We start from the raw sequence: 24068 nt of genomic DNA on the forward strand, positions 1-24068 counted from the left end.
TCCGGCCGGAGACCCGGCCGGAGGGGGCCGGAGGCCCCGGCAATCAGTGCGGAAGCAGGACCGCCACGGCCCTCACGCCCGCCACGGGGCCGCGCGGCGTTCCTCCGTCAGCCGTTCCAGGGCCGGGACCACCTCGGACGGTGACGGGTGCGCCAGCGCCTCGTCGCGGAGCCGGGCGGCGTGGTTGGTGAACGACGCGTCGGACAGGATCCGGGACACCTTCTCCACGACCGCCTCCGGCACCGCCCGGTCGTGCGGCAGCAGCAGACCGGCGCCCTGCTCCTCCAGACCGGCGCCCCGGTACAGCTGGTCGGCCACCGGCGTGGTCACGGTGAGCTGGGGCACGCCGTACACCAGGGCGTTCGCGTAACTGCCGAAACCGCCGTGGTGGATCAGCAGCGAACAGCTCGGCAGCAGGGCGTGCAACGGCACCGACTCCACCACGCGCACATTGCCGGGCACCGGGCCCAGCTCCTCGATCTGCGCGGGCAGCAGCGCGGCGACCACCTCGGCGTCCAGTTCGGCCAGGGCCTCCAGGATCCGCCCCTTGGGCACGTAGTCGCCGCCGTAGCGCTCGGTGTTGGAGGCGCCCAGGCTCATGCAGACCCGGGGCCGCTCCGGCGGGGTGCGCAGCCAGTCGGGGACGACCGCGGGGCCGTTGTACGGCACGAACCGCACCGGTGTCCGCGGGGCCCCGGTGTCCAGGGCCAGGCTCTCCGGCAGCGGGTCCAGGGTGAGCTGCCCGGTCGTGAACTCCTCGGAGAACGCGCCTCCGAACTCCTCGGCCCGGCCGCCCAGCCACTCGGCGAGCGGGTCCCGGCGCTTCTCCTCGGGCACCCCCGCCGCCAGATCCCGGAACAGCCGGCGCTTCATCACCCACACGTCGGCGAAGCACAGCGACCGCACGTGCGCGGCCCCCACCACACCCGCCACCAGCGGACCGGCGTAGGTGAGCGGGTCCCAGACCACCAGGTCAGGCCGCCACGAGCGGGCGAAATCCACCAGCTCGTCGATCATCGGCTCGTTGTACATGGCGCTGCCGTACGTGGCCATCTGGGCCCGTTCCAGCTCGTCCTCGTAGCTCAGCTTCGCCGGATCGAGCTCGTTCCAGCTGGCCGCCTCCCACTCCTCCTGGGACTGGCGGTTCGAGGTCATCGCCGCGCTGATCCCCTCGTTGCGGCCCGCCGCCACGGCCGTCATGCCGGTCCGGGCGATCACGTCCACCAGCTCCTCGCAACTGGCCACCCGTACCTCGTGACCGGCGGCCCGCATCGCCCACGCGATCGGCGTCATGCAGAAGAGATGGGACTTCTCGGGAATCGTCACGAACAGCACGCGCACGGCGGACTCCTGGGAGCGGCGAGGATCAGGGCCCTCCCCAGAGTCGTCCGCGGGCCCCGCGCGCGGCGGACCCCGACCGGTGATCGGGGGAAACACCCAGAGTTTGGGTGCATGGCACCGCCACGGGTGTGTGCATCCCGGCGGCGCGTGGATAGTGGCGGCACAGGCGACCGCCCGGCCGGGCCGTCGCTCCGACGGACCAGAGGATTCCGGGGATTCGACGATGGACCCAGTGGGTTCCGCGAGCCGGCCGGCCGCCGTGGTGCTCGGCGCCGGCGGCTTCGTCGGCCGCAATGTGTGCGCGGCGCTGCGCGACGCCGGACGGCCCGTGGCCGCCGTCGCCCGCACCGGCCGCGGCCTGCCCGAAGGCTGCCGCCCGGTGGCCCTGGACCTCGACCGCGGCGGCCCCGCCGCCCTCACCGCCGCCCTCGCCGCCCTGCGCCCCGCCCTCGTCGTCAACGCGGCGGGCGCCGCGTGGAACGTCACCGAGGACCAGCTCACCGCCGGCAACACCACCCTCGTCGAACGCCTCGTCGACGCCGTGGCCGCTCTGCCCGGAGCCGTCCGGCTCGTCCACATCGGCACGGCCTACGAGTACGGCGCGCACCCCGGCGCGACCCTGGCCGAGACCCTTCCGGCCCGCCCCACCGGCCGGTACGCGCAGACCAAGCTCGCCGGCACCGAGGCCGTCGTCCGCGCCGTCGCGCAGGGGCGGATCAGCGCCACCGTGTTCCGGATCCCGATCGCGATCGGCCCGCACGCCCCCGCCGCCGGGCTGCTCGGCGGACTCGCCCGGCAGCTCGCCGCCCGCCCCGACGAGGTGCGCCTGCCGCCCCTGGAGGGCGTACGCCGCGAGATCGTCGACATCCGCGACGTCGCCGACGCCGTGCTGTGCGCGGCGCGCGCCGACGCCCCGCCCCCCGTCGTCAACATCGGCTCGGGCGCGCTCGTCGCGATGAGCGACGCGGTCGAGGCGCTGATCCGGATCGCCGCGGCCGACGTGCCCGCCCCGGCGGTCCTGCGCGTCCCCCCGTCCTCCGACCGCCGCGACACCGGCGCCGGCGAACGGCCCCTGGACATCGCCCTGGCCCGCCGCGCGCTCGGCTGGGCCCCGGCCCGCACCGTCACGGACGCCCTGCACGCCCTGTGGGACAGCACCAGCGTCCCCGTACCACGCCACACCGACCGACCACCACACGATCACCACAGCGGACGAGGAGGGCATCCATGACGGACGCCGACGCGCGGTCCATCATCGAGCTGACCCGCAAATACCACCGGGACCACGACGCCTCCGGGCAGGAGTTCGTCCCGGGCGTCACCCCCATCCTCCCGGCCGGCGCGGTCCTCGACGAGGACGACCGCGCCGCGCTCGTGGAGCACGCGCTGAACCTGCGCATCGCCTCGGGCGCCACCGCCCTGCGCTTCGAGCGGAAGTTCGCCAAGGCGGTCGGCGTCCGCAAGGCCCATCTGACCAACTCCGGCTCCTCCGCCAACCTGCTGGCCCTCGCCTCGCTCACCGTGCCCGAGCTGGAGGACCGCAGGCTGCGCCCCGGCGACGAGGTCATCACCGTCGCGGCCGGCTGGCCCACCACCGTCAACCCGATCATCCAGTGCGGACTGGTCCCCGTCTTCGTGGACGTCGACCTCGGCACGTACAACACGACCCTGGAGCGGGTCGAGGCCGCCATCGGCCCGCGCACCAAGGCGATCATGATGGCGCACACCCTCGGCAACCCCTTCCAGGCCACCGAGATCGCCCAGCTCGCCGAGGACCGGGGCCTGTTCCTGGTCGAGGACAACTGCGACGCCCTCATGTCGACGTACCAGGGCCGCACCACCGGCACCTTCGGCGACTACGCCACCGTGAGCTTCTACCCGGCTCACCACCTCGCCATGGGTGAGGGCGGCTGCGTCCTCTCCAACAGCGTGGAGCTGGCCCGGATCACCGAGTCGATGCGCGACTGGGGGCGCGACTGCTGGTGCGAGCCGGGCGAGGACAACAAGTGCCTCAAGCGCTTCACGTACCAGATGGGCGAACTGCCGCACGGCTACGACCACAAGTACATTTTCTCCCACATCGGCTACAACCTGAAGTCGACCGACCTCCAGGCCGCGCTCGGCCTCAGCCAGCTCAGCAGGATCGACGACTTCACCGCCGCCCGCAAGCGCAACTGGCAGCGGCTGCGCGACGGACTCGAAGGGGTGCCCGGCCTGCTGCTGCCCGAGGCCACCCCCGGCAGCGACCCCAGCTGGTTTGCGTTCGTCCTCACCCTCACCGAGGACGCCCCGTTCCGCCGCGCCGAGCTCGTCGAGTTCCTCAACGCCCGCCGCATCGGCACCCGGCTGCTCTTCGCCGGGAACCTGGTCCGCCACCCCGCGTACCTCGACGTCGAGCACCGGGTCAGCGGCGGCCTGGAGAACAGCGACATCATCATGGAACGGACCTTCTGGATCGGCGTGTACCCGGGGATCACCGCCGAGATGACGGACTACATGGTCGCCTCCATCCGCGAGTTCGTCGGCAAGCACCACTGAGCGCGCGCGGCCCGGGTCCGCCCCGGGCCGGCCGCGCCCACGCACCGCAGCCAGGGAGAAGAGGGACCCCATGCAGCCACTGCCACCCGCCTCCGCGACCGCCCGCGCCCCGGGCACCACCCGCGGGAGGCGCCGTGTCTGACGCCGAACCGACCGGCATCGCCGTCCTCGGCGCCGCCGACATCGCCTGGCGCCGCACGATCCCGGCCCTGCTCGGCTGCCCCGGGCTGCGGCTCACGGCGGTCGCCAGCCGCACGCCCGACAAGGCCCGCGCCTTCGCCGACCGCTTCGGCTGCGAGGCCGTCACCGGATACGAACGGCTCCTGGCCCGCGACGACATCGCCGCCGTCTACATCCCGCTGCCCAACGCCCTGCACGAAGCCTGGGCGGAGGCGGCCCTGCGGGCCGGCAAGCACGTCCTCGTGGAGAAGTCCCTCACCGTGAGCACCGCCGCCGCCGCACACCTGACCCGGCTCGCCCGGGAACGCGGCCTCGCCTTCATGGAGAACTTCGCCTTCCTCCACCACCCCCAGCACCATCGCGTGCGCGAGCTGGTCGCCGAAGGCGCCATCGGCACCCCCAGGGTCCTGACCGCCTCCTTCGGTATCCCCAGGGCCGATCCCGCGCTCATCCGCTACAGCGTCCCGCTGGCCGGCGGCGCGCTCCGGGAGACCGGCTGCTACCCGCTGCGCGCCGCCCAGCTGTTCCTCGGCGACGGCCTCGACGTCCTCGGCGCCCGCCTCGGATACGACGAGGACGGCGGCTGCGACATGTCCGGCTCCGTCCTCCTCGCCGACGCCACCGGCCTCACCGCCCAGTGCGACTTCGGCCTGGACCACGCCTACCGCAACACCTACGCGCTCTGGGGCAGCGAAGGACGCGTCGAGGTCGACTGGGCGTTCACCCCGCCCCCCGGCCGGCCCACCCTGCTGCGCCTGCGGCGCGGCGAGCACACCGAGGAGATCACCGTGCCCGCCGCCGACCAGTTCCTGCGCGCGGTCACCGCCTTCGCCGCGGCCTGCGCCGACCCCGGCGCCCGCGCCCCGCACGCCGCCGACGCCGTCCGCCAGGCCACCGTGCTCGCCACGGTCCTGGACCGGGCCGGCGCACCCGCCCTCGGCCGGCCCGTACCGGCCGGGACCAGGAGGAGCCATGTCCCCGGCTGACCCCGCCCCTCCCGGACGCACCGGACGCCATGTGCTCTGGCTGGGATTCCCCGCCTACGGGCACCTCAAGGCCACCCTCGGCATGACCGAGGAACTGGTGCGCCGGGGCCACCGCGTCACGTACGTGGTCTCCGAGCGCTACGCCGCCACCGTGGCGGACACCGGGGCCCGCGTCGTGACGTACCCCTCGGTGTTCCCGCAGTCCATCGTCGCCGAGGAGAGCACGACGACGATGCTCCTGGCCTTCCTCCGGGAGAGCTTCGCCCCGCTGGAGGCCGCCCTGGACGCGGCGGCCGCCGACCCGCCCGACCTGGTCGTGCACGACGCCCTCGCCTCCGACACGGCCGCCGCCGTCAGCCGGCGCCACGGGGTCCCCCTCGTCCGGACCTACGCCGGATTCGGCGCCAACGCGCACGTGCCGCAGAACGGCACCGAGGCCGACCCCTCGCGCGCCCCCGTCGACCCCGACGACCCCCGGCTGCGCGAGCTGGCCGCCGAACTCACCGCCCGCGTCGAGGCGGCGGGCGTCGCCCCGCTGTTCGCCGACCGCCCGGCCGACGGCGACGACGCCGTGCTGAACCTCTCGTTCGTCGTGCGGGAGTTCCAGACGAAGGGCGACACCTTCGGCGACGACTACCTGTTCGCCGGGCCCTGTCTGCGCGCGGTGGACTTCGAGGGGGCCTGGGAGCCGCCGGCCGGCGGCCCGCCCGTGCTGCTCGTCTCCCTCGGCACCTCCGCCAACCGCCGCCCCGACTTCTTCCGGCGCTGCGCCGGGGCCTTCGCCGGCACCCCCTGGCACGTCGTGATGACCCTAGGCCGGGGCACCGACCCGGCCGATCTCGGCCCGCTGCCGCCCAACGTCGAGGCCCGCTCCTGGATCCCGCACCTCACGGTCCTCGGGCACGCCACCGCGTTCGTCTGCCAGGGCGGCACCGGAAGCCTGATGGAGGCATTCCACCAGGGCGTCCCCGTCGTCGTCGTGCCGCAGCAGCAGGACCAGAACGCCACCGCGCGGCAGGTCGTCGACCTCGGCCTGGGCCGCTCCCTGGACCCCGCCGACCTCGACGGGGAGACCCTGCGCGCCGCCGTCGACGCCATCGCCGGCGACCCCGCGATACGCCGCCGGGTCGCGGCGCTCAGCCGGCACGTGCGTGCGGCCCCCGGGGCCGAAGCCGTCGCCGACCGACTGGAGGCCGTCATGGCCGCCCGCACCCCCGCGACGGCCCCGGGCCACGCGGCACGCTGACGGGAGCGGCACGCTGACGGGAGCGGTCCTGGGCACACGCCCGGGGCCGCCCCCGCCTCACCGCGCGAAGGGCACCGGCTCCAGCGCGCCGGGCGGGAGCGCCGGAACGGCACCCGCCTGCGCCGCCCGCTCCAGAAGGGCGCGGACCGCGGCCAGCCCGCCCGAGCCGAGTTCCTCGGTGTACTCGTTGACGTACAGCTCGATGTGCTGCTTCTGCACCTCGGGCGCCAGCTCCTGCGCATGGGAGCGCACATGCTCCCGGGACGCCTCGGGATCCGCCCAGGCGTGCCGGACGGAGGCGCGGACGGTCCGGGCCAGTTCCGTGAGCCGGGCGGGCCCCAGGGTCCGCCGGGCCACGATCGCGCCGAGCGGGATGGGCAGCCCGGTCCGCTCCTCCCACGCCTCCCCGAGGTCGACGAGCCGGTGCAGCCCGTACGTGGGGAACGTGAAACGGGCCTCGTGGATGACGAGGCCCGCGTCCACCTCGCCGTCCCGGACCGCCGGCATGATCCGGTCGAACGGCATCACCACCGTGCGTATCTCCCGCCCCGGCAGGGCCTGTTCGGCCCAGAGCCGGAAGAGCAGGAAGGCGGTGGAGCGCTCGGTCGGGATCGCGACGACGCGCCCGGCGAGATCACCGGGCGCGCAGGCCGTACGGGTCAGCAGCAGCGGTCCGCAGCCGTGGCCGAGCGCGCCGCCGCACGGCAGCAGCGCGTACCGGTCCAGGACGTACGGCAGCGCCGCGTAGGAGATCTTCAGTACGTCCAGCTCGCCCCGCGCCGCCATCCCGTTGGTGACGTCGATGTCGGCGACGGTGAGGTCGACGGGGGGCGCCCCGGGGAGCAGTCCGGCCGTCCACGCGTGGAAGGCGAACGTGTCGTTGGGGCACGGCGAATGGGCGAGTTCCAGAGGGCTTGCCATGATTCCTGTTCCTTCGGCGGACTAGCGGGTCAGGTCCCAGAGGCCCAGGTACTTGTTGGGGGAGTTCTCCGGGATGAGGTCCAGCGGCTGCCCCAGACCGAACGGAGGCAGCGTCAGATCGAGCTTGGCGTGCCGCAGGCTCGGCTCCGCCATCCGCGCCGCGTTGGAGAACCCGCCCTGGTCGGGGACGGGCTCGCTGGCGTAGCTCGTGGTGAGCAGATACCGGCAGGAGCCGCGGAACCGCTCCAGCGCCGGCAGGATCATGTCGTTGGGCAGATGGATGAACACATCGCGGCAGATCAGCAGATCGGCCCGGCGCAGCACCGTCGACGTGATGTCGACGACCTCCAGCCGGTAGCCGCGGGACCGCAGCTCGGGCCAGGTGGCCCGCTCGTGGACGTCGTAGCCGATGTAGTCGACGCCGTCGAGGTCCATCGTGCTCATCCACGCCAGATCGCCGCAGCCGGCGTCGTTGAGCGTCCGCACGCCGTACGTGTCGATGATGGTGCGCAGTCCCTTGCGGACCAGCTGGGTGTGCGGCTCGCTGGAGCCCCAGCCGCAGACCGTGTCGGGGGCCTGGTCGGGCCATCCGCGTGAGAAGACCTCCAGTCCGGGGCTGGGCTCGTGCCGGTGGTATTCCCGTGTGCCGGCGTAATCTGCAGGGTGGATCACGGCATCTCGCTCTCTCCTCGCGAACGGGTCGTCGGACCCACGGGAGCACGGCGCGCGCGCACGGAACCACACCGTCGCCAGGACACCAGGTGTTCTCCCGAACTCCACGGCGAACAGCAGCAACGGACTGGTGAAAGGCCCAGTGTTGACCGGGCACGGGGCAGCCGGGACCGCCTCCGCTGGCAAGCTGCTGGGCATGTCCTCGTACCATGTGGCGTTTCTGCCGTTCCCCGCGTTCGGACACATCAACACGACGCTCCCCGTCGTCTCGGAGCTGGTGCGCCGCGGCCACCGCGTCACCTTCGCGACCAACGCGCGCTTCGCGCCGCTGGCCGCCGCCGCCGGGGCGACCGTTCTGGAGTACGAGTCGTGGCTGGCCTCCCGCAAACTGCCCGACCGGGTGGACGCCGACTACATGGTGCGCGAACCGGTCCGCTCGATCGACGAGGCCATCGCCACCGTCCCGCTCTACGAGGCCGGTTTCGGCGACGACATCCCGGACGTGCTGCTCTACGACGTCAGCACCTTCGCCGCCGGCCGGGTCCTGGCCCGCAAGTGGGGGCGCCCCGCCATCGAACTCTTCGCGACCTTCGCCTCCAACGAGCACTATTCGCTGACCCAGCGGATCGGCGCGCTCTACGCGGACGAGATCGACCGGGAACACCCCGCGCTCGTCGACTTCTTCGTCAAACAGGGCAAACTGCTCGGCGACCACGGCCTCGGCGACGTCACCCTGGAGGAGTTCAACGCGGCGGCCGACGACGCCAACCTGGTCTTCCTGCCCCGGCGCTTCCAGCCCGCCGAGGAGACCTTCGACGACAGCTTCGCCTTCGTCGGGGCCTGCCTCGGCGACCGGGGCGAGGACCCCGCCTGGCAGCCGCCCGGCGACGGCCGCCCGCTGCTCCTGGTCTCGCTCGGCAGCTTCAGCTTCGACCACCAGCAGGACACGCTGCGCACCTGGGCGGACGCCTTCGCGGACAGCGACTGGAACGTCATCGTCTCGGCGGGCGACCTGGCCGACCGCGACGATCTGCCGCCGGTCCCGGACAACGTCCGGCTGCACCGCTGGGTGCCGCAACTGGCCGTCCTGGAGCACGCCGACGTGTTCGTGTCGCACGCCGGGATGAACAGCGTCATGGAGTCGATGTACTTCGGGACGCCCGTCGTCGCCGTGCCCCACATGCCCGAGCAGCGGCTCGTCGCGGACCGGCTCCGGGAGCTGGGGCTCGGCGTGCACGTGCCGCGGGCCGAGGCGAGCGGGGAGCGGATCCGCGCCGAGGTGGACCGGATCGCGGCCGACGCCGGCGTCCGCGAACGGGTCGGCTCGCTGAGCCGGGCCATGCGCGCCGTGGACGGACCGGTGCTCGCGGCGGACTACGTGGAGACGGTGGCCGCGCGCCGCTGAGCCGGTGCGCGGGCCGCCGCCCCCGGGGCGCCGCGCGGGGGCGGGAGGGCCCCGGGGGTCAGGCGCCGTCCTGGCGGGCGCCCCGGGTGCGTTCGGCGCCCTGGCGGTCGGGGCGGATGTACTCGGGAAGGATCTTCGGCGGCCAGCAGCCGATGCTGAACATGCCCATCGAGTAGGCCTTCGCCGCCAGCGCGGTGCGGTTGGGAACCTTGAACTGCCGCAGCAGGATGCTCACGTGGTACTCGACGCCCTGGCGGCTGAGGAAGAGCTTCGCCGCCAGCCGCACGGTCGGGTCCCCGGCCGCGACGCCCTCCAGGACCTTCGCGGTGAGCGCCGTCAGCTTGCGCTGGGAGCCGACCAGCTCCTGCCGGTCGTCGGCCGGTTCCTCCGGGGTGAACTGCGCCATGATCATCTTGACCCGGCCGCTCTCGTCCCGCACCGGGAACGCGGCGAGCTTGCCGGAGACCGCGGTGTCGTGGAACCACATCGCGATGGACCGGCTGATCACCGGGGCGTGGTGCTCCTGGACGAGCCGGCCGAACTGGCGCAGCACGTGCTGGCGCACGCTGGGATGCAGGAACTCGGCGAAACTCCGCTCGCGGATGTCGTCCGGATACCTGCCGCACTGGGTGCTGAACGCGCTGTTGACGGAGCGCACCCGCAGCGTCGGGTCGAGTATCGCGAGCCCCACCCCCGACCGCTCGTAGAGCGACAGCACCACATCGCTGTACTCGTCGCTCCGGATCTCCGACGTGAACAGGGACGGCGTGGATTCGCGCACGTCGGCCACGGCGTGGAGGGGTCTTCGCGCAGCGACGGACACGTCCCCGGCCGTCTGGGGGAAATCGCTCCTGGTGCTTGTCTCCGCTTGGAACATGTCCGCCACACCTTCCCCGATGTGTGTGAATCGGTGAGCGCTCAGCAGCCTAGGAGCCGTTGGCTGGATACTGATGCAGTGCCGGTAGTGCGGGACTCGTGCGGCGCTCGGTGATCAGCGTGGCGGACGTGCGGGACGAGGACGCCGGGGCGGGTGACGTGCCGTCAGATCCGGGCCGGCAGCTCCGCCAGCAGCCCGTTCAGCAGTGCGTCCGTCCCGGCCCGGGTCCGGGCCGCCCCGTATACGTGGAAGTCCGGGCGGACCAGCGCCACCGGCGCCCCCACCTCGTCGCGCAGCCAGTCGGCGTACGTGCCGTCGATGTCGACCTCGGGCGTCACGTGGACGACCGCACCGCCCAGCGCCCGCAGCCGGTCCGCCAGCACCGGATCCACCAGCGCCGCCGGATCCTGCGCGCACAGCAGCACGAACGCGCCCCCGCACAGCTCCCCGCCGCCCCCGGCGGTCCGGGCCTGCGGGACGATCCGGCTGTCCGCCCCCGCGAACAGCCCGGCCTCCGCGCCGTCCCGGAACAGCCCCTCGCGCAGCGCCTCCTCGCCGGGGCGCGCGAACGCCTCCGGATCGCGCGACGGCGCCTCGTCCGACCCGCGCACCGCCAGCAGGGCGCTGTCCCGGTATCCCGCCACCGCCGGATCGACGATGCCGATCAGCTGCGCGAGGTTCACCGACATGTCGATGGTCCGCTGGGCGTCCGGCCGCCGTTCGGCCTCGTACGAGTCCAGCAGGTCCTCACCGGCCGCCCCCGACAGCACCAGGTCCAGCTTCCACGCCAGGTTCGCCACGTCCCGGATGCCCGTGCACATGCCCTGACCCGCGTGCGGCGGCATCACATGCGCGGCGTCCCCGGCGATGAACACCCGGCCGGGGCCCTCGGAGCGCCACTGGTCGGTGTTGCGGGCCAGACAGGTGTACGCGACGTACCGCTGGAGCGTCGCGTTGCTCCGGTCGATGCCGAAGTGCGTCAGCAGCCGCCAGGCGTTCTCCACCGTGTCGAAGTCCTCGAAGGACTGACCGGGCATCCGGATGAACTCCCAGCGGCTGTGGGAGGGGCCGGCCGACAGATCGACCCGGGGCTGCGCCGGATCGGCGACCTGCACGTTCTGCGAGGGGAACTGCCCGGGGTCGTGCGGCATGACGTCGCAGGCCATCCAGTCGGCCGCGTAGTCGGACGCCGAGACGGGGAAGCCCGCGTGGGTGCGCACGAAGCTGTTCGCGCCGTCGCAGCCCACCAGCCACCGCGCCGTCAGCGTCCGCTCGCCGTCCGCCGACCGCACCGTCAGATGGACCGAGTCGTCCTTCTCCGTCAGCCCGACGGCCTCGTAGCCGCGCAGCACCGTGAGCGACGGCAGTTCGTCGCCGCGCCCGACGAGGGCGGCCTCCAGGCCCGGCTGGTAGAACGAGGTCGCCTCCGGCCAGCGGTAGCGGTCGTCCTGGTTCAGCTCGAAGTGCATCAGCGTCTGGCCGTCGCCGTTGACGACGACGTAGTCCTTGGTCGGCTCGCTGACCGGGAAGAGCGCGTCGGCCACCCCGATCGTGCCGAGGATCCGGCCGACGTGGCGGTCGAAGGAGACCGCACGGGGCAGGTTGTAGGGCTCCAGATACTTCTCCACCACGGTCACCCGCCAGCCGCGCTGGGCGAGCAGGATCGACAGAACCTGCCCCACAGGGCCGTACCCGACTACCAGGACATCCGTGTCCGCCGCGTCATCAGTCACGCGCCCGACGGTATGTCAGCGCGGCACGCGGTGGGCCGCGCGGAGCGGGGGACCGGGACAAGAACCAGATATGCCCGGCGCCCGCTTGACGCACCCGGCCCGCGCCCTCCCGGCCCGTTCCGGTCACCGGACCGCCACGCACCCCGGACCACGCCGGTCACCGGGCCGTGCCGACCCCCGGACCGTGCCGTTCACCGGGCCGTCAGCCGCGCCCGTACCGCTCCGCCATCGCGTGGAAGACCTTCTTCGGCTCCCAGCGGACCGCGTCGAGCATCCGGACCACACCGTACGACGTCGGATCGGCCTCGCCGGGCCGGTCGTAGCCGGCGAAGGAGAACCAGAGCGCGGTGTCCACGCCCTCCTCCTCGAAGACCGTCAGCAGCTCGTCGAGATAGCGGACCTGTTCGTCCTCGTCCGGCACCACCGGCCCCGGCGGCAGGCTCCACGCCATCCCCCCGCGATCCCCCGCGCCCCGGTAGGCGCACGTGCCGAACTCGGTGACGGCGACGGGCTTGCCGTGGCGGAAGAACTCCCGCAGGTGCGTACGGAACGTACCGGCGTTGTGCGCCGCGCGGTAGGCGTCCGTGCCCACGAGATCGAACGGCGCCCAGTCCACCGCCTCCCACGGGCCCGAGGCGTACGTGAGCCGCCCGCCGAAACGGGACCGTACGGTCGCCGCCGCCTCCGCCAGCAGGACGTTCACCCGCTCGGACACCCGGTCCAGCGACGACCACCACTGCGGATCCGACGCCATCGTGTGGATGCGGTGGCCGAAGGTGTCCCCGGGGAAGAACCCGCCGCAGAACACACTGATCTCGCAGCCCGTCACGAACACCACCTCGGCGCCCGCGCTCCGCACCCCCTCGGCCCGCCGCGCGCAGTCCGCGAAGAACGGCAGCAGGGCCTCGGCCGGCAGGTCCACGGGGAACGGCGCGAACCAGACCTCCAGACCCGCGTCCGCCGCGCACCGGGCCGCCAGCTCCAGCCGCTCCGCGTCCCGCCCCGACACCCGCACCACGTCGCAGTGGAGTTCGTCCGCGATCACCCCCATCTCGCGCCGGACCACGTCCGGACGGAAGGACGTACGGGTGAACTGGCTCCCGGGCAGGAACCCGGTGTCGTAATTGATGCCGCGTGCGCGCACGTCGATGCCCCCCGGGCCTTTCGTTCGGATCAGGCCGGACCGGGAACCGCCGTCACCCTCGGGCCCGACGTCCCACGGCGGAGCACCGCCGGTGGCTATCCCGCCGCGCCGTCGTCACCGGGGCGGCCGAACGACGCCTCCAGGGCGCGCCGCAGCCCCGCACGGGCCTCCTCGCACGGCTCGTCGTCCGGGGCCGCCCACGCGACGTACCCGTCGGGCCGCACCAGCAGCGCCCGCGACGGTGGTCGCGTGCACCGGGCGGCGACCACGTCGACCCGGTCCTTCCAGTCCGCCGCCGCCTCCGTCAGCCGGGGCTCCGCGCCCAGGTCCAGCAGGACCGGCCGCCCCGACCGCATCAGACCGGCGAGCCGCGCGGGACCGGCCCCCGTCCCCAGCGCCAGGTCCGGCGCGAACCGTCCGGCCAGCGGGTGGTCCCCGGTCGCGGGGTAGCGCACGTCGTCGCCGGCGAGCAGCGAGGCGAGGTGACGGATGTTGTCGGGGGAGTGCAGCAGCTCGCCGAACAGCTCGCGCAGCGCGGTCACTTCGGGCCCCGGCGTCATCAGCGCCGTCTGCGCCTGGGTGTGCATGAAGACCCGCTGCCCGGCCGCGTGCCGCTCGGTGTGGTAGCTGTCCAGCAGCCCTTCGGGCGCCCACCCCCGGACCTCGGCCGCCAGCTTCCAGCCCAGGTTCGCGGCGTCCTGGAGACCGAGGTTGAGCCCCGGCCCGCCCACCGCGGAGTGGACGTGCGCGGCGTCCCCGGCGACGAACACCCGGCCGCTGCGGTAGTGCTCCGCCAGCCGCGTGTTGCGGCCCACGAGCCGCCGCAGCATGTGCGGCCCCGGCCCGGTCGGCTCGGCCAGCGGGACCTCCGTCCCCAGCACCCGGGCCACGCTGTCCCGCATGTCACCGAGCGTCATCGGGGCGTCGTCGCCCTCCGGCGGCGCCCCCCACTCCAGCGTCAGCAGACGGTGGTTGCCGTCCGGCAGCGCGGCGAAGGCGAAGATGCCGTTCCGGGTGCGGGTGAACGTGAACACCGGGCTGATCCGGCCGACTCCGGGCACCTCCAGCTCACCGGTCCCCGGCACCAGCGCCGAGACGGGCACGGTGGCGTACGCCGCCCGCGAGACCAGATCGTGGCCCGGCTCCCCGGCGAAGACGATCCCCGCCCGCTTGCGGACGGTGCTCTTCCCGCCGTCACAGCCCACCAGATACCGGGCCCGCAGCTCGTACGCGCCCTCCGCGCCCCGCACCTCGGCGGTCACCCGCTCCGCGTCCTGGCGCAGACCGGTCAGCTCGTGGCCCCGGCGTATCTCCACGCCCAGCTCCTCGGCCCGGCCGCGCAGCACCTGCTCGATGCGCTGCTGCGTGGCCGGAAGGACGGTGAGCGGATTGCTCTCCAGCACCGACAGGTCCAGCGGCAGCGCGCCGAAGAGATACCCCGGCACCGCCCCGGGCGCCCCGGACACCCCCTCGAACCGCTCGGACAGCCCGCGGTGGTCGAGGAACCGGACCACCTGGCCGATCAGACCGTTGGCCTTGATCTCCGTACTGGGCTCGGGCAGTCGCTCCAGGACGACCGGACGCACCCCCGCCATCCCCAGCTCGCACGCGAGCAGCAGCCCCACGGGGCCGCCGCCGACGATGACGACATCGGCGGTCTCAGTCTCGACGGCCATCACTCATCTCCTCGAAGGGCGCTCCACGGGGCACGCACACAAGCACAGTAGGCACGCCGCCCGAAGCCCAGGTCACCCGCGGCCGCCGCACTAGGGGATCCCCTATCAGGTCCCCGCCGATACTGCCGTCATGTCGGTGACGATGAGTACGCAGGAGTCGCGGTCGCTGACCGATGGCTGGCTGGCACAGGACCTGGACGAGTGGACGCGGCGCGTGCTGCGCCGCCACTTCGACCCCGAACTCGGCTCCCCCTACTGGCTCAAGCGCCGTACGGAGCTGGACTTCGACCCCCTCGGTCTCGCCGGATACGACGACCTGGCCGCCTTCGGCCACTTCGACCTCGCCGTCCTGCGGGACATCGACCCGGTCGACCTCGTCCCCGGCGCCGTCGCCCGCCCGCTCGCCGGCCGCGTCTGGGAGTCCGGCGGCACCACCGGCCGCCCCTCGCGCATCCTCTACACCGACGCCATGGAGACCCACTGGGCCGCCTGGCGCCTCCACGGCTCCCGCACGGCGGGCTTCCGCCCCGGCGCCACCTGGATCGACGCCTGCCCCTCCGGACCCCACATCGTGGGCGAGGAGGCGGACTACCTCGCCGACATGTGCGGGGCCGCCGTCTACTCCGTCGACCTCGACACCCGCTGGATCAAGACCCTCATCCGCTCCGGCCGGCTGCTGGAGATGGAGGAGTACGTCGACCACGTCATCGAGCAGATCACCGACATCCTCGAAACGGTGCCCGTCGACTACCTGCGCTCCACCCCCGCCACCGTGCACGCCCTGATCAACCGCCGCCCCGAGCTGATGTCCCGGCTCTCCGGCGTCTACCTGGGCGGCACCCAGCTCACCTCCGACGCCTACCGCCGCTTCGCCGAGGCCATGCCCGGCGGCATCATCGCCACCACGTACGGCAACACCCTCGGCTGCGCCAACGGACTGCCCTCGCCCGACGGCGGCGACACCCTGCCCTACGTGCCCAACTACCCCCACATCACCATGACCGTCGTCGACCGGACCGACCCCGGCCGCATCGTCGACTACGACGAGGTGGGACGCGTACGGCTCACCGTCCTCCACGAGGACCTGTTCCTGCCGAACATCCTCGAACGCGACCAGGCGGTCCGCTACCGGACCCCCGAGGCGTGGCCGTGCGACGGCGTCGCCAACGTCCAGCCGCTCCGCGTCAGTTCGGAGATGCCCGAGGGCCTCTACTGAGCCCGCCCCACCCATGGAACAGTGAAAGAAAGGCGGGGGCGGCGGGATGCTGCGCACCGAGCTCATCAGGCCCCTTCACGAACTGCTGCCGGCCCACGCCGAACGCCTCGGCAAGAAGACCGCGTTCCGCGACGCGTGGCGGTCCGTCGGCTACGACGAACTCGACCTGCGCACCCGCCGCCTCGCCGGCCACCTCGCCCATCTGGGCCTGGGCCGGGGCGAGACCGCCGCGCTGCTGCTCGGCAACCGCGTCGAGGCCGTGGAGAGCTACCTCGCGATCGCCCGCGCCGCCGGCGTCGGCGCCCCCCTCAACCCGCACGCCACCGACGACGAGCTGGAACACCTGCTCACCGACAGCGGCGCCGTGGTCCTGATCACCGACCCCACCCACCTGGACCAGGTCCAGCGCCTCGCCGCCGGACACCCGGGGCTGCGCGTGATCGTCACCGGGGACGGGCCGGCGCCCCCCGGCACCGTGGCGTTCGACGCCCTCGCCGGCAGCGAACCCCCCGAACCCGCCCGGGACGACGCCGCGCTCGACGACACCGCCTGGATGCTCTACACCTCCGGCACCACCGGCAGACCCAAGGGCGTGCTCTCCACCCACCGGATGTCCCTGTGGGGCGTGGCCGCCTGCTACGCCCCCGTACTCGGCCTGGAGGAGAGCGACCGCGTCCTGTGGCCGCTGCCGCTGTCGCACACCGTGGCGCACAACCTGTGCGTGCTCGGCGTCGTCGCCGTCGGCGCCACCGCCCACATCGTCGACGGACTCTCCGCCGACGACATCGCCGCCGCCCTGCGCGAGGACCGCACCACGTTCTTCTGCGCCGTCCCCACCGTCTACCAGCAGCTCCTGCGGGCGGCGGCGGACGGCGGGCTCGGCACCCCCGGCCCCAGGGTCGCCATGGTCGCCGGCGCCGCCTGCCCCGCCGGGCTCCACCAGGACTTCGTGGACGCCTTCGGCATCCGGCTGCTGGACAGCTACGGCTCCACCGAGACCGGCGGCCCCATCGCCTCCAACGCCCCCACCGGAACCCGCGTCCCGGGCTCCTGCGGACCGGCCGTCCCCGGGCTCACCCTCCACCTCCTCGACACCACCACCGGCCGGCCCGTGCCCCCCGGCGCCGAGGGCGAGGTCTGGGTCGAGAGCCCCGCCGTCATGCTCGGCTACCACAACCACCCCGAGGCCACCGCCGCCGTCCTCCGCGACGGCCGCTACCGCACCGGCGACCTGGCCCGCGTCGACGACGCCGGTTTCGTCACCATCACCGGCCGGGTCAAGGAACTCATCATCCGGGGCGGCGAGAACATCCACCCCGGAGAGGTCGAGGCGGCCATCGCCCCGCTGCCCGGCATCGCGGAGGTCGCCGTCGCCGGACGGCCGCACCCGCTGCTCGGGGAGATCCCCGCCGCCTACGTCGTGCCCGGCCCCGGGGGCTTCGACCCCGCCCGCCTCATCGACGCCTGCCGCGCCCGGCTGTCGTACTACAAGGTCCCCCACGAGGTGTGGGAGGTGGACCGGCTCCCGCGCACCGCCCTGGGCAAGGTCATGCGGCCGGCCCTGGCGGGCGTCCCGGGACGGCTGGTGCTCTCCCGCCCGGACGACGACCCCGCCCCGGAGGAGACCGGGGACGAGGCAGGGGCCTGGGCGAGGCGGCTGGCGGAGGCACCGGCCGGGATCCGCGAGGACCTGCTCCTGGACCTGGTCAGGCGCGAGGTCGGGGCCCTGCTCGGACAGCCCGCCGCCGTCCTGCCCGACGCCGCGTTCCGGGAGCTGGGCTTCGACTCGGTGATGGCCGTGCGCATGCGCGACCGGTTCGCCGCCGCCACCGGACTGCGGCTCCCCGCGACCCTCGTCTACGACTGCCCGACCCCGGCCGCCGTCGCCGCCCACCTCGGCGCGGAGCTGGCCGGAACGGCCCCCGTACCGGCGGTGCCCGACGGCACGGAACCGGACGGCGACCCCTCCGCGGACGACATCGCGATCGTCGGCATGGCCTGCCGCTTCCCCGGCGGCGTCACCTCCCCCGAGGAACTGTGGCGGCTCGTGGCCGAGGAGACGGACGCGGTCGGCCCCTACCCCGAGGACCGGGGCTGGGACCCGGCCGGCACCGGCGGGCAACCGGACGCCGGCTACGCCCGCACCGGGGGATTCCTCGACGGGGCCGACCTCTTCGACCCCGCCTTCTTCGGCATCAGCCCCCGCGAGGCCCTGGCCATGGACCCCCAGCAGCGGCTGCTGCTGGAATGCGCCTGGGAGGCGTGCGAACGCGCGGGGATCGCCCCGACCTCCCTCAAGGGCACCCGCACCGGCGTCTTCGCCGGCGCCATGGCGGGGGAGTACGGCGCACGGCTGCTCGGCCGCCCGGCCCCCGAGGGCCTTGAGGGCTACCTCGGCAACGGCAGCGCGGGCAGCGTCGCCGCCGGCCGCATCGCGTACACCCTCGGGCTCGAAGGCCCCGCGATGACCGTGGACACCGCGTGCTCCTCCTCGCTCGTGGCCCTGCACCTGGCCGCCCGGTCGCTGCGGGACGGCGAGTGCACCATGGCGCTGGCCGGCGGGGTGACCGTGATGTCCACGCCCTCGCCGTTCATCGAGTTCGGCCGCCAGCAGGCCCTGTCCGTCAGCGGCCGGTGCAGCCCCTTCTCGGCCGCCGCCGACGGCACGACCTTCGGCGAAGGCGTCGGACTGCTCCTGCTGGAACGGCTCTCGGACGCCCGCCGCCACGGCCACCGCGTCCGGGCCGTCATCAAGGGCTCCGCCGTCAACCAGGACGGCGCCTCCAACGGACTGACCGCGCCCTCCGGCCCCGCCCAGCAGCGCGTCATCCGCCAGGCCCTGGCCGACGCCGCCCTCACCCCCCGGGACATCGACGCCGTCGAGGCCCACGGCACCGGCACCAGGCTCGGCGACCCCATCGAGGCCCAGGCCCTCCTCGCCACGTACGGCGAGGACCGCCCCGACGGCCGCCCGCTGTGGCTGGGCACCCTCAAATCCACCATCGGGCACGCCCAGGCCGCCGCCGGAGTCGCCGGCGTCATCAAGATGGTGATGGCCATGCACCACGGGACGCTTCCCCGGACCCTCCACATCGACGAGCCGTCCCCCCTCGTGGACTGGTCCGCCGGCACGGTCGCCCTGCTCACCGCCGCCCGGCCCTGGACCGTCCCCGGCGACCGCCCGCGCCGTGCCGGGATCTCGGGGTTCGGCGCCAGCGGCACCAACGCCCACCTGATCCTGGAACAGGCACCCCAGGACCCCCCGGGAGAACCGCTCGCCGCCCACGGACCCGCCCCCTGGACGCTGTCGGCGCGCACCGGCCCCGCCCTGCGCGCCCAGGCCGCCGCCCTCGCCACCGCGCCCGCCCCCGGCGGCGCCGCACCGGCCGAGGTGGGCTGGGCCCTGGCGGCCGGCCGGGCCCGCTTCGACCACCGCGCCGTCGTCCTCGGCGACCACCCCGCCGCCCTGCGCCGACTGGCCGGCGGCGAGCGCGCCGACCAGCTCGTGGAAGGCGTCGCGGACCCGGCCGGAAGCACCCGGCCCGTCTTCGTCTTCCCCGGCCAGGGTGCGCAATGGGCCGGCATGGGCACGGAACTGGCCGACGCCTCACCGGAGTTCGCCGCACGCCTCGCCGAGTGCGAGAGCGCGCTCGCGGAGTTCGTCGACTGGTCGCTCACCGACGTCCTGCGCGAAGCGCCCGGCGCGCCGCCGCTCGACCGCGTCGACGTCGTCCAGCCCGCGTCCTTCGCCGTCATGGTCGCGCTCGCCCGGCTCTGGAGCACCTTCGGCGTGGAGCCGGCCGCCGTCGTCGGCCACTCCCAGGGCGAGATCGCCGCCGCCTGCGTCGCCGGAATCCTGTCGCTGCGCGACGCCGCCCGCATCGTCTGCCTGCGCAGCCGCGCCATCGCGGAACTCGCCGGACCCGGGGCCATGGCCTCCGTCACCCTGCCCGCCGCCCGCGTCGGGGAACTCCTCACCGACGGCGTGTCCGTCGCCGCCGTCAACGGCCCCGCCCAGGTCGTCGTCTCCGGCACCCCGGACGGCGTCGACGCCCTCCTGGCCCGGTGCGGGGAACGGGGCGTACGCGCACGGCGCATCGCCGTCGACTACGCCTCCCACTCCCCGGCCATGGACGCCTTGGCCGACCGCCTCACCACCGACCTCGCCGGCCTCACCCCCCGCCCGGGCACCGTCCCCATGATGTCCACGGTCACCGGCGAACCCGCCGACCCACCGGCCATGGACGGCTCCTACTGGCTGCGCAACCTGCGCAGCCCCGTACGCTTCGCCGACGCCGTCCAGCGCCTCGCCGACGAGGGACACACCGCGTTCGTCGAGGTCTCCTCGCACCCGGTCCTCACCGCCGCCGTCACCGACCTCGCCCCCGAAACGGCCATGGTGACCGGCTCGCTGCGCCGCCGGGACGGCGGCCCCGACCGCTTCCTGACCAGCCTCGCCGAAGCCTGGGTCCGGGGCGTGGACGCCGACTGGACCGCCGCGTTCCGGGGCCACCGCCCCCGCCCCGTCGACCTGCCCACCTACCCCTTCCAGCGCCGGCGCTACTGGCTGGACGCCGGACCGCTCGCCGCCGACCCCGCCGCCTGGGGCCAGCGGCCGGCCGGCCACCCGCTGCTCGGCGCCGTCCTCCGCCTCGCGGACGGCGACGCCACCGTGCTCACCGGAGTCCTCTCGCCCCGCACCCAGCCCTGGCTGGCCGACCATGTGGTGGGCGGCTCCGTCCTCTTCCCCGGCACCGGATTCGTCGAACTCGCCCTGCGCGCGGGCGCGGAGACCGGCACCGACGTCCTCGACGACCTCGTCATCGAGACCCCGCTCGTGCTGCCCGAGTCCGGCACCGCCGAGGTTCTCGTCCAGGTCCGGGTCGCCGAGGCCGACGCCACCGGCCGCCGCCCCGTCACCGTCCACGCCTGCGAGACCGCCCCCGGCGCCCCCGACGAGGACCCCGTCTGGACCCGGCACGCCGCCGGCCACCTCACCACCGCCCCGGCCCCCGCCCCCGCCACCACCCCGGAACCCTGGCCGCCGGCGGGCGCCGAACCCCTCGACCTGGACGGGGTGTACGACCGCCTCGCGGACGGCGGCCTCGGCTACGGACCCGCCTTCCAGGGGCTGCGCGCCGCCTGGCGGCGGGGGACCGAGACCTTCGCGGAGATCACCCTGCCCGAGGAGGCGGGCGCCGACCGGGACTTCGGCATCCACCCCGCCCTGCTCGACGCCTGCCTCCACCCCGACGTCGTGGACGCGGCCGACGGACCGCTGCGCCTGCCCTTCGCCTGGAGCGGGGTACACCTGCACGGCAACGGCGCCACCACCGTCCGCGCCACCCTGCGGCACGGCCCCGGCGGAGAGGTCACCCTCCGCGCGACCGACCCGTCCGGCCACCCCGTGGTGACGGTCGGCGCCCTCGAAACCCGCCCGGCCGCACCGCACACCGCGCACACCGCCCTCGTCCGCGACGCCCTCCTGCGCCTCACCTGGAACCCCCTGCCCCTCCCGGCCCCCGCCACCGCCGAGGCCGCCGGACACCACTGGGCGGTGCTGGACCCCGCGACGTCCGAGGGCGCCCCCACCGATCCGGGCGCGGCGGCCGTCGCGTACGCGCGCACCTACGCCGACCCGGCCGCCCTCGCCGCCGCCGTGGCCGAGGGCGCCGCCGTCCCCGACTCCGTACTCCTGCCGTTCCCGCCCGCCCCGCCCACCCCCGGGGCCGACGCGGTGCACCACGCCACCGCACGGGCACTGCGGCTCGTGCGGGAGTGGCTGGCCGAGGACGCGCTCGCCCCCGCACGCCTGGTGATCGCCACCCGGGGCGCGGCCGTCGGAACCGGCGCGGGCGAGGTCACCGATCCGGTGCACGCCGCCGTCCGGGGCCTCGTCCGCTCCGCCCAGTCGGAGCACCCGGGCCGTATCGTCCTGGCCGACCTCGACACCGACCCGGCCGGCGACGTGGAGGGCGAACTGCGGCTCCTGGCCGCCGCCATGACCGCCGCCGGGCCCGCCGAGGAGCAGTTCGCCCTGCGCGCCGGCACCGTCCTCACGCCCCTCCTGACCCGGGCGGCGGCAGGTTCCCCCACCTCGCCGCCGCCCGTTCTCGACCCCGAGGGCACCGTCCTGATCACCGGCGGCACCGGCATGATCGGCCGGGTCATCACCCGTCATCTGGTCCACGGGCACGGCGTCCGGCACATCGTCCTGGCCACCCGGGGCGGGGACGCGGGAGACCTTCCGGACGAACTCGCCGCCCACGGCGCGCGGGTGACGGCCGTCGCCTGCGACGTGTCCGACCGCGCCTCGCTGGCCGCGCTCCTGGACCGGATCGACCGGCCCCTCGCCGCCGTGATCCACGCCGCCGGCGTCCTGGACGACGGCGTGCTCACCTCGCTCACCCCCGAGCAGCTGACCACGGTCCTGCGCCCCAAGGCCGACGCCCTGGTCCACCTCACCGAACTCGTCCGCGCCCGGGGCGACGAGGCGGCCCCCGTCATCGCCTTCTCCTCCCTCGCGGGCGTCCTCGGCGGCGCCGGCCAGGCCAACTACGCCGCCGCCAACGCCTTCCTCGACGCCACGATGGGGCAGCGCCGCGCCCGGGGACTGCCCGGTCTCTCGATCGCCTGGGGCCTGTGGGAACAGCCCGACGACGGACCGGGACTCGCCGCCGACCTGGCCGCCGCCGACCGCGCCCGGCTCGCCTCCGGCGCCGGACGCCCGCTCACCCCCGAGCAGGGGGCGGCCCTGTTCGACGCCGCGCTGGCCCTGGCCGCCACCCACGACGACGGCCTGCTCGTCGCCGCCCGCTTCGACACCACCCGGCTGCGCTCCACCCGTACGGCCCTGCTGCGCGGACTGGTACGCGGCCCGGCCCGCCGCGCCTCCGCCTCCCCCACCGACGGGGCGACCCTGCGCAGCCGCCTGGCCGGCCGCACCCCGGACGAACGCCACCACGCCCTCGTGGACCTGGTCCGCCGGGAGGTCGCCGCCGTCCTCGGCTTCCCCGGACCCGAATCCGTCACCCCCACCCAGACGCTGACCGAGGCCGGATTCGACTCCCTGACCGCCGTGGAACTGCGCAACCGGCTGGCCGGGGCCACCGCCCTGCGCCTGCCCACCGCCCTGGTCTTCGAGCACCCCACCGCCGTCGCGCTCGCCGGCCACCTCGCCGAACGCCTCGACGCCACCGCCACCGCCACCGACACGGCCGGCGACACGGCCGTCCCGGACGGGGCCGTCCCCGACGACCCGGACGCCCGCCCCGACCCCGTCGCCGACCTCTTCCGCCGGGCCTGCGCGGACGGCCGCACCGAGGAGGGCTTCGCCCTGCTGCGCAGCGCGGCGCGCCTGCGCCCACGCGGCACCGCCCCCGCCGAACCCGTTCCGCTCGCCACCAGCGGCACCGGGCCCGCCCTGATCTGCGTCAGCTCCCACGTGGCCCTCGGCGGCCCCCACGAATACACCCGCTTCGCCGCGCCCCTGCGCGGCCGGCACCCCGTATGGGCGCTGCCCAACCCCGGATTCGAGCCGGACGCCCCGCTGCCGCCCACCCGGAGGGAACTCGCCGAAGCCCAGGCCGCGCAGGCCCTGCGCGTCGCCGGCGGAGCCCCGTTCGTCCTCGTCGGCTCCTCCTCCGGCGGCGTCATCGCCCACACCGCCGCCGGACTCCTCGAAGCCGCCGGCACACCCCCGGCCGCCGTCGTCCTGCTCGACACCTACCCCCCGGCGGCCCTGGAGTCCGCGCCCACCGCGTCCGCGTTCCGCGACGCGCTCGTCGAAGGGCTCCACGCCCGTCAGAGCCCCTTCGCCCGGCTCGACTTCACCCGGCTCACCGCCATGAGCTGGTACGGCGACCTCTTCGCCGAGGGGGACCCCGAACCCCTGGAGACCCCCGTCCTGCTCGTACGGGCCACGGAACCCCTCTCGCCCGCACTCGCCGACGGCGACTGGCGCACCGAGTGGAAGACCGCGCACACCACCCTCGACGTCCCCGGCAACCACTTCACCCTGATGGAGACGCACGCCGGGACCACCGCCCGCGCGGTGCGGGAATGGCTGGGCGCGGTGGCCGACTGACCGCCACCGCGCCCCTGCGCCCCGCCCCCGGCCCCAGCAGCCAAGGC

Annotated in this window: 14 protein-coding genes; 7 read left to right on the forward strand and 7 right to left on the reverse strand. The window is 74.6% G+C overall.

The genetic code is table 11. The features are described 5' to 3' along the window. Window positions 1–72 precede the first annotated feature (72 nt). Window positions 73–1341, reverse strand: coding sequence for an activator-dependent family glycosyltransferase (locus ACWCXC_RS16000; RefSeq protein ID WP_450683164.1), 1269 nt, complete (start codon window positions 1339–1341; stop codon window positions 73–75). A gap of 223 nt (window positions 1342–1564) precedes the next feature. Between ACWCXC_RS16000 and ACWCXC_RS16005 the strand changes: the two genes are divergently transcribed. The 4 genes from ACWCXC_RS16005 (at window position 1565) to ACWCXC_RS16020 (ending at window position 6291) form a co-directional block, all read left to right on the forward strand. Further along, on the forward strand, window positions 1565–2572 hold the full coding sequence (locus ACWCXC_RS16005) for an NAD-dependent epimerase/dehydratase family protein (RefSeq protein ID WP_450889259.1): 1008 nt from the start codon (window positions 1565–1567) through the stop codon (window positions 2570–2572). After that, window positions 2569–3879 (forward strand): lipopolysaccharide biosynthesis protein RfbH, encoded by a 1311-nt coding sequence (rfbH, locus tag ACWCXC_RS16010; RefSeq protein WP_450683166.1) that lies wholly within the window; start codon window positions 2569–2571, stop codon window positions 3877–3879. The genes ACWCXC_RS16005 and rfbH overlap by 4 nt, the downstream gene beginning before the upstream one ends. A 134-nt stretch (window positions 3880–4013) precedes the next feature. Continuing rightward, window positions 4014–5045 (forward strand): Gfo/Idh/MocA family protein, encoded by a 1032-nt coding sequence (locus ACWCXC_RS16015; RefSeq protein WP_450683167.1) that lies wholly within the window; start codon window positions 4014–4016, stop codon window positions 5043–5045. Beyond that, the gene (locus ACWCXC_RS16020) at window positions 5032–6291 is read left to right on the forward strand and encodes a macrolide family glycosyltransferase (protein ID WP_450683168.1); all 1260 of its coding nucleotides are present in this window, start codon (window positions 5032–5034) and stop codon (window positions 6289–6291) included. The genes ACWCXC_RS16015 and ACWCXC_RS16020 overlap by 14 nt, the downstream gene beginning before the upstream one ends. 57 nt (window positions 6292–6348) lie before the next feature. On the opposite strand, the gene ACWCXC_RS16025 is transcribed toward ACWCXC_RS16020, so the two are convergent. Beyond that, window positions 6349–7212, reverse strand: a complete 864-nt coding sequence (locus ACWCXC_RS16025) for a 1,4-dihydroxy-6-naphthoate synthase (protein ID WP_450683169.1) — start codon at window positions 7210–7212, stop codon at window positions 6349–6351. Window positions 7213–7233: 21 nt separating this feature from the next. Beyond that, window positions 7234–7884: a class I SAM-dependent methyltransferase gene (locus ACWCXC_RS16030; RefSeq protein ID WP_450683170.1), complete on the reverse strand. Its 651-nt coding sequence runs from the start codon at window positions 7882–7884 to the stop codon at window positions 7234–7236. A 196-nt stretch (window positions 7885–8080) separates the two neighbouring features. Here ACWCXC_RS16030 and ACWCXC_RS16035 point away from each other — a divergent pair, with 196 nt between their 5' ends. Beyond that, window positions 8081–9289, forward strand: coding sequence for a macrolide family glycosyltransferase (locus tag ACWCXC_RS16035; RefSeq protein WP_450683171.1), 1209 nt, complete (start codon window positions 8081–8083; stop codon window positions 9287–9289). Window positions 9290–9347: 58 nt separating this feature from the next. On the opposite strand, the gene ACWCXC_RS16040 is transcribed toward ACWCXC_RS16035, so the two are convergent. The 4 genes from ACWCXC_RS16040 to ACWCXC_RS16055 all read right to left on the reverse strand — a co-directional run bounded on the left by ACWCXC_RS16040 (window position 9348) and on the right by ACWCXC_RS16055 (window position 14719). Next, window positions 9348–10166 (reverse strand): helix-turn-helix transcriptional regulator, encoded by an 819-nt coding sequence (locus ACWCXC_RS16040; protein WP_450683172.1) that lies wholly within the window; start codon window positions 10164–10166, stop codon window positions 9348–9350. A 164-nt stretch (window positions 10167–10330) separates the two neighbouring features. Next, complete coding sequence (gene mhpA, locus ACWCXC_RS16045) at window positions 10331–11899, reverse strand: bifunctional 3-(3-hydroxy-phenyl)propionate/3-hydroxycinnamic acid hydroxylase MhpA (RefSeq protein ID WP_450889263.1); 1569 nt, start codon at window positions 11897–11899, stop codon at window positions 10331–10333. A gap of 202 nt (window positions 11900–12101) precedes the next feature. Then, on the reverse strand, window positions 12102–13043 hold the full coding sequence (locus ACWCXC_RS16050; RefSeq protein WP_450683174.1) for a hypothetical protein: 942 nt from the start codon (window positions 13041–13043) through the stop codon (window positions 12102–12104). A 95-nt stretch (window positions 13044–13138) separates the two neighbouring features. Further along, on the reverse strand, window positions 13139–14719 hold the full coding sequence (locus ACWCXC_RS16055; protein WP_450683175.1) for an FAD-dependent monooxygenase: 1581 nt from the start codon (window positions 14717–14719) through the stop codon (window positions 13139–13141). Between the two features lie 130 nt (window positions 14720–14849). Here ACWCXC_RS16055 and ACWCXC_RS16060 point away from each other — a divergent pair, with 130 nt between their 5' ends. Continuing rightward, window positions 14850–15935 (forward strand): arylcarboxylate reductase, encoded by a 1086-nt coding sequence (locus ACWCXC_RS16060; RefSeq protein ID WP_450683176.1) that lies wholly within the window; start codon window positions 14850–14852, stop codon window positions 15933–15935. Between the two features lie 46 nt (window positions 15936–15981). Further along, window positions 15982–24021, forward strand: coding sequence for a type I polyketide synthase (locus tag ACWCXC_RS16065; RefSeq protein ID WP_450889266.1), 8040 nt, complete (start codon window positions 15982–15984; stop codon window positions 24019–24021). Window positions 24022–24068: the final 47 nt, after the last annotated feature.

Source organism: Streptomyces sp. NPDC001515 (assembly GCF_053597115.1).